Here is a 14,951-nt window from a genome sequence, read left to right as displayed (position 1 = left end):
TCGATAACCTGCTAAAATATTGGGTTGTTCGCCGATATCACATTAAAGGACGCGCCGTGCTGTCTACCGCCAATATCACCATGCAATTCGGGCCAAAGCCCCTCTTCGAGAACATCTCGGTCAAATTCGGGGAAGGGAACCGGTATGGCCTGATCGGTGCGAACGGCTGCGGCAAGTCCACCTTCATGAAGATCCTGGGCAGCGATCTGGAACCGAGCTCCGGCAACGTGATGCTCGAACCGAACATCCGCCTCGGCAAGCTGCGCCAGGATCAATTCGCCTACGAAGACGTGCGTGTGCTCGACGTCGTGATGATGGGCCACACGGAAATGTGGGCCGCCATGACCGAGCGCGACGCGATCTACGCGAACCCGGACGCCACCGACGACGACTACATGCACGCCGCCGAACTCGAAGCGAAGTTCGCCGAGTACGACGGCTACACCGCCGAAGCGCGCGCGGGCGAGCTGCTGCTCGGCATCGGCATCGCGATCGAAGACCACAACGGCCCGATGAGCAACGTCGCGCCGGGCTGGAAACTGCGCGTGCTGCTCGCGCAGGCGCTGTTCTCGAAGCCGGACGTGCTGCTGCTGGACGAACCGACCAACAACCTGGACATCAACTCGATCCGTTGGCTGGAAGACGTGCTCAACCAGTACAACTCGACGATGATCATCATCTCGCACGATCGTCACTTTCTGAACCAGGTCTGCACGCATATGGCCGACATGGACTTCGGCACGCTGAAGGTCTATCCCGGCAATTACGACGACTACATGCTGGCCAGCACGCAGGCGCGCGAGCGTCAGCAGAATGCCAACGCCAAGGCGAAGGAGCGCGTCGCCGATCTGCAGGACTTCGTGCGCCGCTTCTCGGCGAACAAGTCGAAGGCGCGTCAGGCTACCAGCCGTCTGAAGATGATCGACAAGATCAAGATCGAGGAATTCAAGCCGTCGTCGCGGCAGAATCCGTTCATCCGCTTCGAGTACGAGAAGAAGCTGCACAACATCGCCGTGGTGGCTGACAAGATCTCGAAGAAGTACGACCGCTCGATCTTCAACGATTTCAGTATTAGCGTGCAGCCGGGCGAGCGGATCGCGATCATCGGCGAGAACGGCGCGGGTAAGACCACGCTGCTGCGCTCGCTGCTCGGCAGAATCACGCTGGATCATGGCGCGGTGAAGTGGGCTGAAAATGCGAACGTCGGTTACATGCCGCAGGATACGTACGAGGAATTCCCGGACGACGTCACGCTGATGGACTGGATCGACGGCTACCGCCAGGAAGGCGACGACGAGCAGATGGTGCGCGGCACGCTCGGCCGTCTGCTGTTCAATGCCGACGACATCCGCAAGTCGGTCAAGGTACTCTCCGGTGGCGAGAAGGGCCGCATGATCTGGGGCAAGCTGATGCTGGGCCGCCACAACGTGATGCTGATGGACGAGCCGACCAACCACATGGACATGGAATCGATCGAATCGCTGCAAATCGCGCTCGATAAGTACGAAGGCACCCTGATTTTTGTGTCGCACGACCGTGAGTTCGTGAGCGGCCTCGCAAACCGGATCATCGAAGTGAAGACCGATGGCACGCTGAACGACTTCGGCGGCAACTACGAAGACTTCCTGTTGAGCCAGGGCGTGCAGTAAGCGCTCCTCGTTGCACGGTGTAGCTTCAGGCAAAGCCCGCTTCTTCGAAGCGGGCTTTTTTCATCGTGCGCGACTTGTGCACCGGTTCCAGTTTATCTATACGTGCAGCAGATCCACGGATCCGCAGACCCGCGAGCGTCTCGACGGAAGAACCATAAATCTCACCGTGAAGTGACCAGCATCGAGCAGCCGGACTCAAAAGCTGCTTCCGATCGTGCAAGGCGGTATGGGCGTCGGCATCTCAGCTCACCGGCTGGCGGGCAGCGTTGCCCGCGAGGGCGCACTCGGCACCATCGCGAGTACCGACCTGCGTCATCATCATCGCGATCTGATCGAACTCCTGCTGACCGGTGCGACGCGACCCGCTGCCGCAGGGCGATGGGCGTTCTCGCTGGGTTGATACGGGTCAACGTGAAGCCTGGCGAGACCTTCGACAATCCCCGCACGCCAACAAACACTCGGGGAAGCACATGAAGCTCTCGATCAGGAACAGAATCAAGACCGCCGCCGTCGCGTCGTGCCTGCTAGGCGCGGCTGCGCTGGCTCCGCAGGCGCAAGCTGCCGGCGGCGACCAGTTGAACGGCATCCATGCCGGCGACATACTGGTGCGTCTGCGCGCAATCAGCATCATGCCGAACGTGGAGACCAACCAGTCGCTGTCGGCGCTCAACGTGGGCGTCAACAATGCCATCGTGCCGGAGCTGGATCTGACCTACATGATCCGCGATTATCTCGGCGTCGAGCTGATTCTCGGCACGTCGCGCCATCAGTTGACGTCGAACCTCGGCAATCTCGGTGGCGTGAACGTGTTACCGCCCACGCTGCTGCTGCAATATCACTTCAACCACGCGGGGCGTATCCGTCCGTACGTCGGTGCGGGTCTGAACTACACGTTGTTCTATAACAACGGCCTGAACGCAGGTGGTCAGCCGATCTCGATCACCAACCACAGCTTTGGCCCCGCATTGCAGGCCGGCGTGGATGTGCAGGTGACCAAATCGCTGTTCGTCAACGCGGACATCAAGAAGATCTGGATGCATACCGACGCAACACTCGGCGGTCAGTCGCTCGGCCGGCTAAGTATCGATCCGGTGGTGGTTGGTCTGGGTGTCGGTATGCGGTTCTGATTGCCGCGCTTGAGAAGCCGCTCGCGCCACGCAAAAACGCCGGAATTTCCGGCGTTTTTTATTGCAATCTCAATCCCAATCGAGAGACGAGTTTGCCGACAGGAGGGCCGATGCGGCCGGCCGCGGCGCGAGGAGACTACAGCTTGTCGTTCTTGAAACGCATGGCCGTGCCGTCCTGTTCGATACGTATCCATACGGCGCGCTTTTCCTCGTCGCTCAGGAACACCCAGTTGGACACTTCGGTGGCGGTGCGGCCGCAGCCTTTGCAGATTTCGTCGAAAAGCGTGGAACAAACGCCGATACACGGGCTGTCGGGGAGAGCGTGGAGATTCGAAGCCATCGGAAACCTTGGGGCGGAGAAGCGGAGTTCCGCTATGTTAGCCGATGCGGCGATCGCGCCTCGGCGTCGCACTCGCCGTGGCTCAGATGCATGCACGGTCGGCAGCATCCACTGCCGCGTTCGCCCCGCTTCGAGAATGCTTACAAAACCGCTTCATTGAGACTGCACTCACCCGCACGCGACGGGCCCGCAGCGAACCGGCTTCGGCGAGGCCGCCGTAACTTGACAACGAGATAACACCGAGGTTGTCACTGGTGTTTTTTCAGGTAGACACACGCCAATAACCCGCTAAAATTGCGCCGATTTTGTGGCGGCGCGGCTTACGCTGTACCGTTTGCGCGACAGCTCAGCATTTTTTTTGGTGCGCGCAATAATTAATGGTAGTTTTCGAGTTTTTCAGGGGAGCCGCGTGCAGTGTGACGCGGCGTGGGCGAAGACGTCCGGTTCGGGCCGGTCAGGATTGGAGAACGGAATGAAAAAACGGGTAGTGGTGCAGGTGGCGGCGCTCGTCTTGTGTGCAACACCGTGGTTGACGGCCGCTGCGAAAGATACGCAGCTGAACGTGTATAACTGGTCCGATTACATTGCCAAGGACACCATTCCGAACTTCACCAAGCAGACTGGCGTCCAGGTCAAATACGACAACTACGACAGCGACGACACGCTGCAAGCCAAGCTTCTCACCGGCAATTCGGGCTATGACATCGTCGTGCCGACCAGCAATTACGCCGGCAAGCAGATTGCCGCCGGCATCTTCGCGCCGCTCGACAAATCGAAGCTGCCGAACCTCAAATACCTCGACCCGTCGCTGATGGCCCTCGTGGCCGGCGCCGATCCGGGCAACAAGTTCACGGTACCCTGGGCATACGGCACGACCGGCCTCGGCTACAACGTCACCAAAGCGCAGCAGATCCTCGGCAAGAACGTGCCGCTCGACAGCTGGGACGTCCTCTTCAAGCCGGAAAACATTTCGAAGCTGAAAGCATGCGGCGTGTCCGTGCTCGATGCCCCAGACCAGATGTTCGCCGCCGCGCTGCACTACATCGGCAAGGATCCGATGAGCACGAATCCGGCCGACTACCGCGCCGCGCTCGCAATGATGAAGAAGATCCGTCCGTACATCACGCAGTTCAACTCGTCGGGTTACATCAATGACCTGGTCGGCGGCGACGTGTGCTTCGCGTACGGCTGGTCGGGCGACGTCGTGATCGCCAAGCATCGCGCGATCGAGGCGAAGAAGGCCTACAAGATCGAATACTACATTCCGAAGGGCGGCGCCCCGGTGTGGTTCGACGTGATGGCGATTCCGAAGGACGCGAAGAACAAGGAAGCCGCGCTCGAGTGGATCAACTACATCGAAACGCCGCAGGTCCACGCCGCGATCACCAATGCCGTCTACTACCCGAGCACGAACCTCGAAGCGCGCAAGTACGTGGACAAGGACGTGGCGAACGACCCGGCCGTGTACCCGTCGCCTGAAGTCATCAAGACGCTGTTCCTGTTGAAGCCGCTGCCGCCGGAAATCCAGCGGCTGCAAACGCGGCTGTGGACTGAGTTCAAGTCCGGCCGCTGATCCGCGGCCAGAGTGAACGGGTAAGTATCATCATGAAGCCCTCGGTGTCCACCGGGGGCTTTGTTCGTCAAACGCCGGAGTAAAGCATTGTGATGAGTAGTGACCAGTCGGGCGCGCTGGCAGGGGCCGCCGTGCCGTCCCCGGGCCTGAACGCCGAAGCAGGCGATGCAGCAGAGAATTTCGTCCAGATCGTCGACATCGTGAAGAAGTTCGGCGAGACCGCAGCGGTCAAAGGGGTCAACCTGTCGGTGAAAAAGGGCGAGCTATTCGCGCTGCTCGGCAGTTCCGGCTGTGGCAAATCGACCTTGTTGCGCATGCTGGCCGGCCTCGAATCGATCACGTCGGGCAAGATCCTGATCGACGGCGAAGACCTTGCGCAATTGCCGCCTTATCGCCGGCCGGTCAACATGATGTTCCAGTCGTACGCACTGTTTCCGCACATGACGGTCGAGGCCAACGTCGCCTTCGGCCTGAAGCAGGAAGGCGTGCCGAAATCCGAACTGAAAGACCGTGTGCAGAGCGCGCTCGATCTCGTGCAGATGGGCCGCTTTGCGAAGCGCAAGCCGCATCAGCTCTCCGGCGGCCAGCAGCAGCGCGTGGCGCTCGCGCGCTCGCTCGTCAAGCGGCCGAAGCTGTTGTTGCTCGACGAGCCGATGTCCGCGCTCGACAAACAGATCCGTCAGCGCACGCAGATCGAACTGGTCAATATTCTCGACAGGGTCGGCGTGACCTGCATGATGGTGACGCACGACCAGGAAGAGGCGATGACGATGGCGGACCGTCTTGCCGTGATGAGCGAAGGCGAGATCATCCAGCTCGGCACGCCGCATGAAGTCTACGAATATCCGAATTGCCGTTTTTCGGCCGAGTTCATTGGGTCGACCAATCTGTTCGATGGCAACGTCGTCGAAGACGAACCCGATCACGTGTTCATCGAAACCCCCGACCTGCCAGTCCGCCTCTACGTGAGCCACGGCATCACCGGGCCGCTCGGCATGCCGGTGACGATCTCCGTGCGGCCCGAGCGCATCGCGCTCACGCGCAAGCCGCCCGAAGGCGCGTACAACTGGGGCAAGGGCGTCGTGACGAATGTCGCGTACATGGGGGGCTATTCGCTGTATCACGTCAAGCTCGACGCCGGCAAAACGGTGATCGCCAACGTGACGAGCCTTGCCTTGACAGAGATCGACCCGCCCACCTGGGGCGACGAGGTGTATGTGCGCTGGAGCGCATCGGCCGGCGTGGTGCTGACGTCATGAAGCGCGCGATCAGTTCTCTGGCGTCGTGGCCGGTGCGCCGTTTCAATCTGACCGGCCGCACCGCGGTGGTGGCTGGGCCATTCATCTGGCTGCTGCTGTTTTTCCTTGTGCCGTTCCTGCTGGTCGTGAAGATCAGCTTTGCCGATTTGCAGCTCGGCATCCCGCCCTATACGGAACTCACCGCGTATGCGGATGGTGTGATTCACGTCGCGCTAGACCTGTCGCACTATGCGTTTCTGCTGACTGACAGCCTGTATTTCGCGACCTATGTGAATTCTGTGGTGGTCGCGGCGATCTCCACGTTGCTGTGTTTGCTGATCGGTTATCCGATGGCGTACTACATTGCGCGATCGAATCCGGCAAGCCGCAATCTGCTGATGATGGCGGTGATGCTGCCGTTCTGGACGTCGTTTCTGATTCGCGTGTATGCATGGATCGGCATCCTGAAGAATAATGGCTTGCTGAACAATTTTCTGATGTCGGTCGGGCTGATCCACACGCCGATCGAGCTGTATCACACGAACACCGCGGTTTATATCGGCATGGTGTATTCGTACCTGCCATTCCTCGTCATGCCGCTGTATGCACATCTGGTGAAGATGGACATGACGCTGCTGGAAGCCGCCTACGATCTCGGCGCGAAGCCGTGGCGAGCGTTCTGGCAGATCACCTTGCCGCTGTCGAAGAACGGCATCCTTGCCGGTTGTTTGCTGGTGTTCATTCCAGCGGTAGGCGAGTATGTGATTCCGGAATTGCTGGGTGGCGCGAACACGCTGATGATTGGGCGCGTGATGTGGAATGAGTTCTTCGACAATGCCGATTGGCCGATGGCGTCTGCCGTGACGTGCGCAATGGTGTTGTTGTTATTGGTGCCGATGGCGTTTTTCCAGTACGCGCAGGCGAAGGCGATGGAGGAAAGGCGCTGATGAAGCCGAACCGGATTTTTCAGTTCATTGCGTTGGGGATCGGGTTTCTGTTTCTCTACATTCCGATCGTGAGTCTGATTGTGTATTCGTTCAACGAATCGCAACTGGTCACGGTGTGGACGCGGTTTTCTACGCGCTGGTATGCGGCATTGTTGCAGGACGACGAGTTGATCGCGGCTGCGTGGTTGTCGTTGCGGGTGGCGTTGCTGACGGCGTTTGCTTCGGTGATCATCGGTACGTGGGCTGGGTTTGTTCTGGCCCGCATGGGGCGGTTTCGTGGTTTTACGCTCTACACCGGGATGATCAATGCGCCGCTGGTGATTCCCGAGGTGATTCAGGGGATCTCACTGCTGCTGCTGTTCATCGAAATGGCCAAATGGTTGGGATGGCCTGCCGGGCGTGGCATTTTCACGATCTGGATCGGGCACGTGATGTTGTGTATTTCATATGTGGCCATCATCGTCCAGTCGCGTGTGAAGGAGTTGAATCCTTCTCTGGAGGAAGCTGCGCTTGATCTTGGGGCGACGCCGCTTAAGGTGTTTTTCTTTATTACGTTGCCGTTGATTTCGCAGGCTCTGGTTTCTGGGTGGTTGTTGTCGTTTACCTTGTCTATCGACGATCTGGTTTTGTCGGCGTTTCTGTCGGGGCCTGGGTCGACGACGTTGCCGCTGGTTGTTTTCTCCCGTGTTCGGCTTGGATTGAATCCGGAGATGAATGCGTTGGCTACTTTGTTTATTGGCGTTGTGACCGTTGGGGTTGTTTTGGCTAACTATTTTATGCAGCGGGCCGAGAGGAAGAGGGCTGTGATGGCGGTGTAGGTTTTTTGCCGCAAGAAAAACCATCAAACCTTATACCCAATCAGTCGCGTGCGCGGTTTCCGCAGACAGATTAGTCTTGCTTGACTTGCACCCCTTCGGTCTCCTGGCGCGCCGTAAGCGGCACCCCCCTCACTTGCAACGTTGACAAACTGACGAGAATTCCTAATCTGAAAACAGCGCCCGATAAGGTTAATGAATATTTGGACGTCCTGCGCTCCGAACCCCATAGCCAAGGAGAGTCCCGTCATGGGAATGCGCCCAGATCCTACGTTCCACGCATCGCCGAAGCTCGCAATGGATGCGCCAGCGGAAGACTTCGCCTACACGCTGTTACTCAGCCCCGATTTCTCGCAGCCCGACGCGCTCGCCGTCATCGACGTGAAGCCCGGATCGCCGACCTACAGCCAGGTGGTTCACACGGTGCCGGTGTCCAACAAGGGGGACGAATTTCACCACTTCGGATGGAATGCCTGCTCATCGTCACTGTCGCCACTGACCGGTCACGCGTTCCTCGAACGGCGCTATCTGATCATTCCGGGGATGCGCTCCTCGCGCATCTACATCGTGGATACCAAGCCCCATCCGACCCAGGCGCGAATCCACAAAATCATCGAACCAGAGGAAATCTTCCGCAAAACCGGCTACTCGCGTCCGCACACGGTCCATTGCGGGCCTGAAGGCATCTATGTCAGCACGCTCGGTGGCGGCGGTAGGGATGGCACAGACGGCCCCCCGGGCATCTTCATCATGGACTGCCAGACTTTCGATGTCCTCGGCCGCTGGGAGATCGACCGCGGGTTGCAGGAGAAACATTACGATTTCTGGTGGAACCTGCCGCGCGACTACATGGTGTCGAGCGAGTGGGCGTTGCCGCCGCAATTCGAGAACGGGATCGTCCCGGAAGATCTTCTGTCGAACAGGTACGGGCACCGCATCCACTTCTGGGATCTGCGGGCGAGGCGCAACGTGCAGACGATCGACCTCGGCGCGAACCACCAGATGGCGCTCGAAGTGCGGCCTGCGCACGATCCCGGCCGGGAGTACGGCTTCATCGGCGTGGTGGTCGACACGACGAACCTTGAAGGGTCGATCTGGACCTGGTGGCGGGAGGGCGGAACGTTCCACATCGAGAAGACCGCGACCATTCCGCCCGAGCCCGCAGCCACGGAACTGCTTCCGCCGTTGCTTCAGGGATTCGGCGCGGTGCCGCCGCTCGTCACCGATATCGATCTCTCCATCGACGACAAATTCCTGTACGTCGCCTGTTGGGGAACCGGCGAGATGCGCCAGTACGACGTAACGGAACCCCGCAAACCGAAGCTCACGGGATCGGTCCACATCGGCGGGATCGTGCGGCGCACGCCGCATCCGAACGGTAATGCCTTTGCGGGTGGTCCGCAGATGGTCGAGATCAGCCGCGATGGGAAGCGGGTCTACTGGACCAACTCGCTCTACTCGACGTGGGACAACCAGTTCTACCCGGACGGTGTGCCCGCGGCTCAGGTCATGGGCCGGGCTGAACCTGGCGGCGGCCTTGCGCTGGCCGACGACTACTGGGTCGCCTTTCCCGATGGATACCGGGCTCACCAGATCCGGCTCGAAGGCGGTGACTGCTCGACCGATTCGTTCTGCTACCCGTCGGTGGGGATTTGATTGGGGGCGGCTGGCCGCAGACCGGCCTTTGGTTAGCCGTCGTGGCGAGCGGTCTCTATCACGGGCTCAACCCGGCAATGGGCTGGCCGCTTGCCGTTTCGAGCGGGCTGATGGACCGGCGTGCACGGGCGCTGTTCTCCGCACTCTTATATCTCGCGGCGGGACACGTGTTGGCCATGTTCGTGGTGATGGTGCCCTTCGCCATGCTGGCGATCCTGCTCGCCTGGCAGCGCGAGATCCAGATCGGCGCGAGTGTGCTGGTCATCGGCTTTGGTGCCTTCCTTCTGATCTGGCGGCGCCATCCGCGGGTACTCGCGCGGATCCCACCGTCGCGGCTCGCGCTTTGGTCCTTCGCCGTTGCCATCGCGCACGGCGCAGGATTGATGCTGGTACCGATCTACCTCGGCCTTTGCCGGTCCTACGACATGGAACGAGGGCATCAGGCCGCGCGGACCCTGATCGACGCGAATCTGGGCATGGCGCTGCTTGTCTCCGGCGTCCATGCCACCGCGATGATCGTGGTCGGCGGAGTCTTCGCCTGGTTGGTCTACCGCTACCTGGGGTTGAAGTTCGTGTCGCGGAGCTGGTTCAATCTGGATGCAGTCTGGGCATCGAGCCTCATCCTGGTGGGCGCTCTCTCATTGGCGTTCAATGCCGCGGTACTCGGCGGCGAGGGGCGATAGCCGTTGGCTTGCAGGCGCCACACGGCATCGCGCGTTGGGTCTGCATAAATCAGCCGGAGACGCGCACCGCCTCTGCCGTTAGCGCAGCACCGCAGCATGCGAGTTGCCGATCAGCGTCGCGCGCGCGATGCCGAGTGCCTGCATGAACGTGTCGATGAAACGCCGGTAGGTTGGCAGGTTCATCGTTTCGAGTTCGCCGGCGCTCGAGCGCAGCGGTCCGGTCACGCCGAACGGCGGCAGATCGAGGCGAATCACGCGATGCTCGCGCTTGAGTTCGTCGGCGACGCGATTCCACGTATGCAACGAAGACGCGAAACCGTGAATCATCACGATCGTGTTGCCGCTGCCTTCATCGACGTAGTGCACGTCGGCGCCCATGATCTTGACGAACTTCGAACCGCTTTGTGTGTAGCGCCGCTGCAATTCGGCGCGCGGCACGCTGGTCATGCCGAGGCGCGCGGCGAGCGAGCGGGGCGGCAGTACCGCTGTTGATGAGCGCGTTGCGGATTCGATGCTTGCCATGGTTGTTGTCTCCCTTTAGTTCGAATCTGCAGAAGGCGGATCGCCATGCCGATGCCCGCAAACCCGCTGCCGACAATGGCGATGTGTGGCGCCGCGGGTTGGGCAGATGAGGCGGGCGTCACAGTTGGTCTCCGGGGGCAAAATCCGGGTGTCTACATATGTCTACACCAGCATAACGCGCAGGGTAGACAACTGTACACTTCGCGTCAAGATCGTTTAGAGTACGACTGTTAAACGCGCGAGCCGCGCTCAGGCTGAAAGCTCATGAACCCCGTACCTGAAGCGGCGTCCACCGCCGGCCATGGCGCTGTTGCCGGGCAGGACCTCCCGCCCGGCAAGCGCAAACTGATCGAAGCCGCGTTGCGTCTGACCGCGGGCGGGCGCAGCTTTGCAAGCCTGGGCTTGCGCGAACTGGCGCGCGAGGCGGGGCTGAATCCCAACACGTTCTACCGTCATTTCGACACGCTCGACGACCTGGCGCGCGAGGCGGTCGAATCGGTGAGCCGCCGCTTGCGGCCGATGCTGCGGCGCGAGCGCTGGCTGGCCGCGCACGACGAGCCGCAGAGCGTGCCGCGTCGCGCGTGTGTGGCGTTCTTTGCGTTTGCATTGGAGAATCGCGAGGCGTTTCTGAGCGCGCTGGCCGAGTATCACGGCACCTCGCGGGCGCTGCGTGAAGCGGTGCGGGCGAACCTCCACGAGGTGTCGGCGGAAATGGCGGACGACGTCGTGCAACTGGAGCTGATGCCGACGCTTGCCCGCGCAACCGTCGACGAAGTCTGCACGCAGATTGTGCTGCAACTGTTTCATCTGTCGGCGGAGTATATCGACGCGGATGCCGTGCGCCGGGAGGCACTGGTCGCGTATGCGGAGCGTTTCATCGTCCGGCTGTTCGCGGGGTCGGTGCTGCTTGCGCAACATGAGCCGGTGAGGGCGTCCGCGTCAGCGAGGGCCTAAAGGCAAAGGCAAAGGGAAGGGGAATCGCGGTAAAAAAACAGGCTCCGCGCAGGAGCCTGTTTTCATTGCAGCTTGATGGGTCAGCGTTTGATCGACTGCATCTCAGCCAGCGCTGTGTTTCTCAGGTATCGCTCCAGCCGCCGGAATCGTCGTTACTCCCCATGTCGACGCCACCGCCGTTGTTGTCGCTCCAATCGTTCGAGCCCTGGCCGAAGTCGAGGCCGCCGCCATTGCCGCCGTCGCCGCCGCGGCGACGCGTTTCGTCATCGACAATCACGTCGTGCTCCACGACGCGCTCACGCCCGGAATTCAGCGCCTCGCCAAGCAGCACGCCGGTCAGCAGACCGCCCATGCCGCCGCCGAAACCGCCGCCACCTTGTTGCACGATGACCTGCGGCTGCTGCTGATACGGTCCCTGCTGCGGATAGGGCGCTTGCGGCGGGTTGCCGAAACGCTCGGCCTCCTGCGCATACGGCGACTGCTGCGTGCCGGCGGCCGGCGTGGCATACGGATTGGGCCGTCCCTCGGCGCGGGCGCGCAGGCTGCCGATGCGCTGCTCCAGTTCGTCGAGCTGATACGGCGGCACCGGATTCTTGCTGTTCGACAGCGTTTCGACGAGACCGCGCAACTGGTCTTCGGTCGATTCGACTTCTTTCTCCAGTGCTTCATGACCTTGCGCGGTGGAGAGCTTTACATCGAGCTTCAATGAGCGCACGGCGTTGAGCATCTCGGTCGCGCGCTTGAGCTGCACGCGACGATCGTCGTCGGCACGCGAATCGTCTTGCGAGCGGGCGCGGCGCAGTGTCCAGCGCAACACCAGCGCGATCACGCCAAACAGGAGAATGATGCCGACCCACATGCCGATGCCAGGACCATGCCGTTGCGGCGTTTGCGGCACCATTGCCGACTGCTGCTGCATTGCCGGCGAATTCTGCTGCACGAACGGGTTGGCCGCGCGGCTTGTGGTGTTGCCGCCGGCACGTTCCGCGTCCTTGCGGATACGTGCTTCGGTTTGCGCGAAACGGCTCGGGTCGGTGAAGCGGATTTGCGGGTCGAGCGTCTTGGCCTGTTGCACCTGGGCGAGGGCGTCGGCATAACGGCCTTCGCGATCGAGCACCTGGCTGTACAGATAGTGCGCGTGCGCATTGTTCGGATGCGCCTGCAGCACTTCGCTCAAACCGGCATCGGCCTGCTGCCAGTTGCCTTGCGACATGGCGGATTCGATCTGCTGCGCCGTCGGCACAGCGAACGCCGCGGCCGATACGAACAGCAGTGAGGCGAACGCGCTTGCGAGAAATTTTTTCATTTACGGACCGGGTGCGATGCACCCGTCTCCTTCAGTCGATTCCGGCGGCCGGCGTTCCGGTGGCCGGCGCTCCGGTAGTCGGCATTCCGGTGGCCGGCATTCCGGTGGCCGGCATTCCGGTGGCCGGCATTCCGGCTGCGCCAGTCATGGCAGCCGGTATGCACTGCCGGTGCAATTACTGAGCCTGCGTGTTGATCTGCTTCTTCAACGCTTCGAGACGATCCTCAACGGACGGGCCGCGGTTCAGATCCGCGAGCTTGTCGTCGAGTGCCTTGCCGCTCTTCACGTCGGCCGAATTCAGGCGCGCGTCGGAACGGGCATTCGACAACGCAACCTTATCTTCCAGCCTCTGGAAATCTTCGGACAGATTCTTGCCGCCGATACCGCCCAACGCGGTGGCTGCAACATCTTTGGCCTGAGCGATCTGCTGCTTGGCTTGCAGAATGTTCGAGCGCGCGTTCAGGTCGTTGCGACGGGCACGCATGTCGTCGATCTGGCTTTTCAACTGCGCAACCGACGGCTCGAGCGTGGTCAGTTCCTTCGCCAATGCATCGCGCTCGGCTTCGGCTGTGGCTTGTGCGCCGAGGGCTTCGCGCGCGAGCGCTTCGTCGCCGGATTGCAGCGCGCGTTTCGCGCCGTCTTCGTATTTCTTCGCCTTGTCGGCGGCAACATCGCGCTTGCTTTGCTGCGTGGCGACTTGCGCCTGAATCTCGATCAGCGAGTTCTCGGCTTTAGCGATGCTCTCGTCGAGTTCACGCACGATCTGGCGCGAATCGCGCGACGGGTCTTGCACGGAATCGGCTGCGTCGTTCAGGAGACCTTTAAGCGTGCGCGAAATGCTGTCAAAAAGCGACATGAAAACCTCCAATGAATGAAATCGGCGCTGAATAGTCCCACGCGCTTTAACTGCCTTTGAACGCTAGTTTACGCTGCTGCGCGTGAAGCGGCGCAACGTTCGGACCGGAGTTCGGGGCACACTTGTCAATTGCAATAGTGGCGCTTTAAATTTCCGTTTTGAAACCGGATTGCAAACAGCCTCAGCGGTTAAAACATGTGGTGGCTCATTCAGCCGCCCGGATATTACACCACGTGTTCTCTTAAAACCGACTTAAAGGGCGCGATGACGCAATCGCCAAACTTTGCGCATGGCGGGTGTCCGTGCGGCACACATCCGCACGGTGAGTGTCCGCATGGCGGATGTCGCGGATGGGACGAGGCGTAGCGTGTGAGCGGCGTGCGTGCGTTTTGGCACTACCGCGTCGATTCGCGCGAGGCGGGTCTGCTCGCCCGGGCAACTTTCAATTCAGGCGACGAATTCAGGCGAAGCGGCCGCCTTCCGTGCTTGGATCGCTTTGCGGATCGTCATCGTCCCGCGTGGCGTCGAGGCGCGGGCGCTTGAGCACGTTGCGCAACGGCGCGTCCACGCCGTCCGGTTTCTGCGCGGAGTCGGCAATGGACGCCGCTTTGGCAGCGGCGACACGCGCCACGGCTTCGGCTGCCGCAGCGGCTTCTATTTCCTCTGCGGTGGCGGTCAGGGCGGCCAATACACCGGCCGGCAGCAATGGTGCTGGGCTTGCGCCCGCGGGTGTGCCCAACAATTCATCCGCATGCGAGGCGGCCGCGCTTTCCGCTGGTGCAGCGGATTCGCTGTCACCGTGGGTTTGCAAGGCCGGCGGGAGCGCTGCCCGTGCATGGCGGGTGCCGCGCGCGACACGCTGCAGCGCCGCGTCGAGCGCGTCCGGCGCGCGCGGCGCACGCAACCGGTCAACGATACTGGCAGCCTTTACCTGCTCGCTGGTGGCGCCGAAGCTCAACACCGCGCGCCGCATCAATTCGCTGACGCTAATGCCCAGGTTTTCGGCGGTGGCGGCGATCGCGCGTTTTTGCGCGGTCGTGACAAATACGACGATGCGTTCGCTGGGCTTGTTCATGGTCGGCTCGCACACTTGTTTGTTGGCATTGGCGGGTCAAGGCGTGTATTTGGCGTTCGCCGCCGCGCGCGCCGGTGACGACTCGCGCGACGAGTCCATCATATGACGAGTTGCACCGATGCGGAACGGGCGCAACATGAAAATCCCGTGACATCAATGAGTTGTAGCGTTTGCGGCAGGCTTGTCCACAGGCCTTTCAACATTTTCTGT

At 61.1% G+C, this 14,951-nt stretch carries 14 protein-coding genes and 2 pseudogenes; 11 read left to right on the top strand and 5 right to left on the bottom strand.

Going from position 1 to position 14,951, the window contains the following annotated elements; translation table 11 throughout:
* Window positions 1-56: 56 nt before the first annotated feature.
* The 3 genes and pseudogenes from P3T22_RS12775 (at window position 57) to P3T22_RS12765 (ending at window position 2,776) form a co-directional block, all read left to right on the top strand.
* Window positions 57-1,649, top strand: a complete 1,593-nt coding sequence (locus P3T22_RS12775) for an ABC-F family ATPase (protein WP_063495885.1) — start codon at window positions 57-59, stop codon at window positions 1,647-1,649.
* Window positions 1,650-1,851: 202 nt separating this feature from the next.
* Window positions 1,852-1,986 (top strand): annotated as a pseudogene (locus P3T22_RS12770) (nitronate monooxygenase); the annotation flags it as partial.
* A 133-nt stretch (window positions 1,987-2,119) separates the two neighbouring features.
* Window positions 2,120-2,776: an OmpW/AlkL family protein gene (locus tag P3T22_RS12765; protein WP_429325142.1), complete on the top strand. Its 657-nt coding sequence runs from the start codon at window positions 2,120-2,122 to the stop codon at window positions 2,774-2,776.
* A 136-nt stretch (window positions 2,777-2,912) separates the two neighbouring features.
* Here P3T22_RS12765 and P3T22_RS12760 read toward each other — a convergent pair whose 3' ends face one another.
* Complete coding sequence (locus P3T22_RS12760; protein ID WP_429325141.1) at window positions 2,913-3,116, bottom strand: DUF1289 domain-containing protein; 204 nt, start codon at window positions 3,114-3,116, stop codon at window positions 2,913-2,915.
* A 472-nt stretch (window positions 3,117-3,588) separates the two neighbouring features.
* On the opposite strand from P3T22_RS12760, the gene P3T22_RS12755 reads away from it, so the two are divergent.
* The 6 genes from P3T22_RS12755 (at window position 3,589) to P3T22_RS12730 (ending at window position 10,028) form a co-directional block, all read left to right on the top strand.
* Window positions 3,589-4,689, top strand: coding sequence for a polyamine ABC transporter substrate-binding protein (locus P3T22_RS12755; RefSeq protein WP_429325140.1), 1,101 nt, complete (start codon window positions 3,589-3,591; stop codon window positions 4,687-4,689).
* Between the two features lie 92 nt (window positions 4,690-4,781).
* Window positions 4,782-5,948 (top strand): ABC transporter ATP-binding protein, encoded by a 1,167-nt coding sequence (locus tag P3T22_RS12750; protein ID WP_429325139.1) that lies wholly within the window; start codon window positions 4,782-4,784, stop codon window positions 5,946-5,948.
* Entirely contained in the window at window positions 5,945-6,874 is a 930-nt protein-coding gene (locus P3T22_RS12745; RefSeq protein ID WP_063495890.1) for an ABC transporter permease subunit, read from the top strand. Before P3T22_RS12750 ends, P3T22_RS12745 begins: the two co-directional genes overlap by 4 nt.
* Window positions 6,874-7,692: an ABC transporter permease subunit gene (locus tag P3T22_RS12740; protein WP_063495891.1), complete on the top strand. Its 819-nt coding sequence runs from the start codon at window positions 6,874-6,876 to the stop codon at window positions 7,690-7,692. Before P3T22_RS12745 ends, P3T22_RS12740 begins: the two co-directional genes overlap by 1 nt.
* Window positions 7,693-7,938: 246 nt before the next feature.
* Window positions 7,939-9,345: a selenium-binding protein SBP56-related protein gene (locus tag P3T22_RS12735; RefSeq protein WP_429325138.1), complete on the top strand. Its 1,407-nt coding sequence runs from the start codon at window positions 7,939-7,941 to the stop codon at window positions 9,343-9,345.
* Window positions 9,342-10,028, top strand: a complete 687-nt coding sequence (locus tag P3T22_RS12730) for a hypothetical protein (protein ID WP_063495893.1) — start codon at window positions 9,342-9,344, stop codon at window positions 10,026-10,028. Before P3T22_RS12735 ends, P3T22_RS12730 begins: the two co-directional genes overlap by 4 nt.
* Before the next feature lie 99 nt (window positions 10,029-10,127).
* Here the strand turns inward: P3T22_RS12730 and P3T22_RS12725 are convergent.
* Window positions 10,128-10,550 (bottom strand): annotated as a pseudogene (locus P3T22_RS12725) (alpha/beta fold hydrolase); the annotation flags it as partial.
* 264 nt (window positions 10,551-10,814) lie between these two features.
* Between P3T22_RS12725 and P3T22_RS12720 the strand changes: the two are divergent.
* Window positions 10,815-11,504: a TetR family transcriptional regulator gene (locus P3T22_RS12720; protein WP_063495894.1), complete on the top strand. Its 690-nt coding sequence runs from the start codon at window positions 10,815-10,817 to the stop codon at window positions 11,502-11,504.
* Window positions 11,505-11,625: 121 nt separating this feature from the next.
* Here the strand turns inward: P3T22_RS12720 and P3T22_RS12715 are convergent, their stop codons facing one another.
* Window positions 11,626-12,810 carry a tetratricopeptide repeat protein gene (locus P3T22_RS12715; RefSeq protein WP_429325137.1) on the bottom strand — a complete coding sequence of 395 codons (1,185 nt, stop codon included), beginning with the start codon at window positions 12,808-12,810 and terminating at the stop codon, window positions 11,626-11,628.
* Window positions 12,811-12,869: 59 nt separating this feature from the next.
* Between P3T22_RS12715 and P3T22_RS12710 the strand changes: the two genes are divergently transcribed.
* On the top strand, window positions 12,870-12,992 hold the full coding sequence (locus tag P3T22_RS12710) for a hypothetical protein (RefSeq protein WP_429325136.1): 123 nt from the start codon (window positions 12,870-12,872) through the stop codon (window positions 12,990-12,992).
* On the opposite strand, the gene P3T22_RS12705 is transcribed toward P3T22_RS12710, so the two are convergent.
* Together P3T22_RS12705 and P3T22_RS12700 are read right to left on the bottom strand one after the other, a co-directional pair.
* A complete protein-coding gene (locus P3T22_RS12705; RefSeq protein ID WP_063495896.1) occupies window positions 12,986-13,666 on the bottom strand; it encodes a PspA/IM30 family protein in 681 nt (226 codons plus the stop codon). The two genes, P3T22_RS12710 and P3T22_RS12705, sit on opposite strands and share 7 nt — an antisense overlap.
* Before the next feature lie 460 nt (window positions 13,667-14,126).
* Window positions 14,127-14,741: a hypothetical protein gene (locus tag P3T22_RS12700; RefSeq protein ID WP_063495897.1), complete on the bottom strand. Its 615-nt coding sequence runs from the start codon at window positions 14,739-14,741 to the stop codon at window positions 14,127-14,129.
* Window positions 14,742-14,951 lie beyond the last annotated feature (210 nt).

Origin of the sequence: Paraburkholderia sp. GAS348, assembly GCF_050434205.1 — a bacterium.
Taxonomy (GTDB): Bacteria; Pseudomonadota; Gammaproteobacteria; order Burkholderiales; family Burkholderiaceae; genus Paraburkholderia.
Note: the sequence above shows the minus strand (reverse complement) of the source record. Positions and strands in the feature narration are given on the sequence as shown.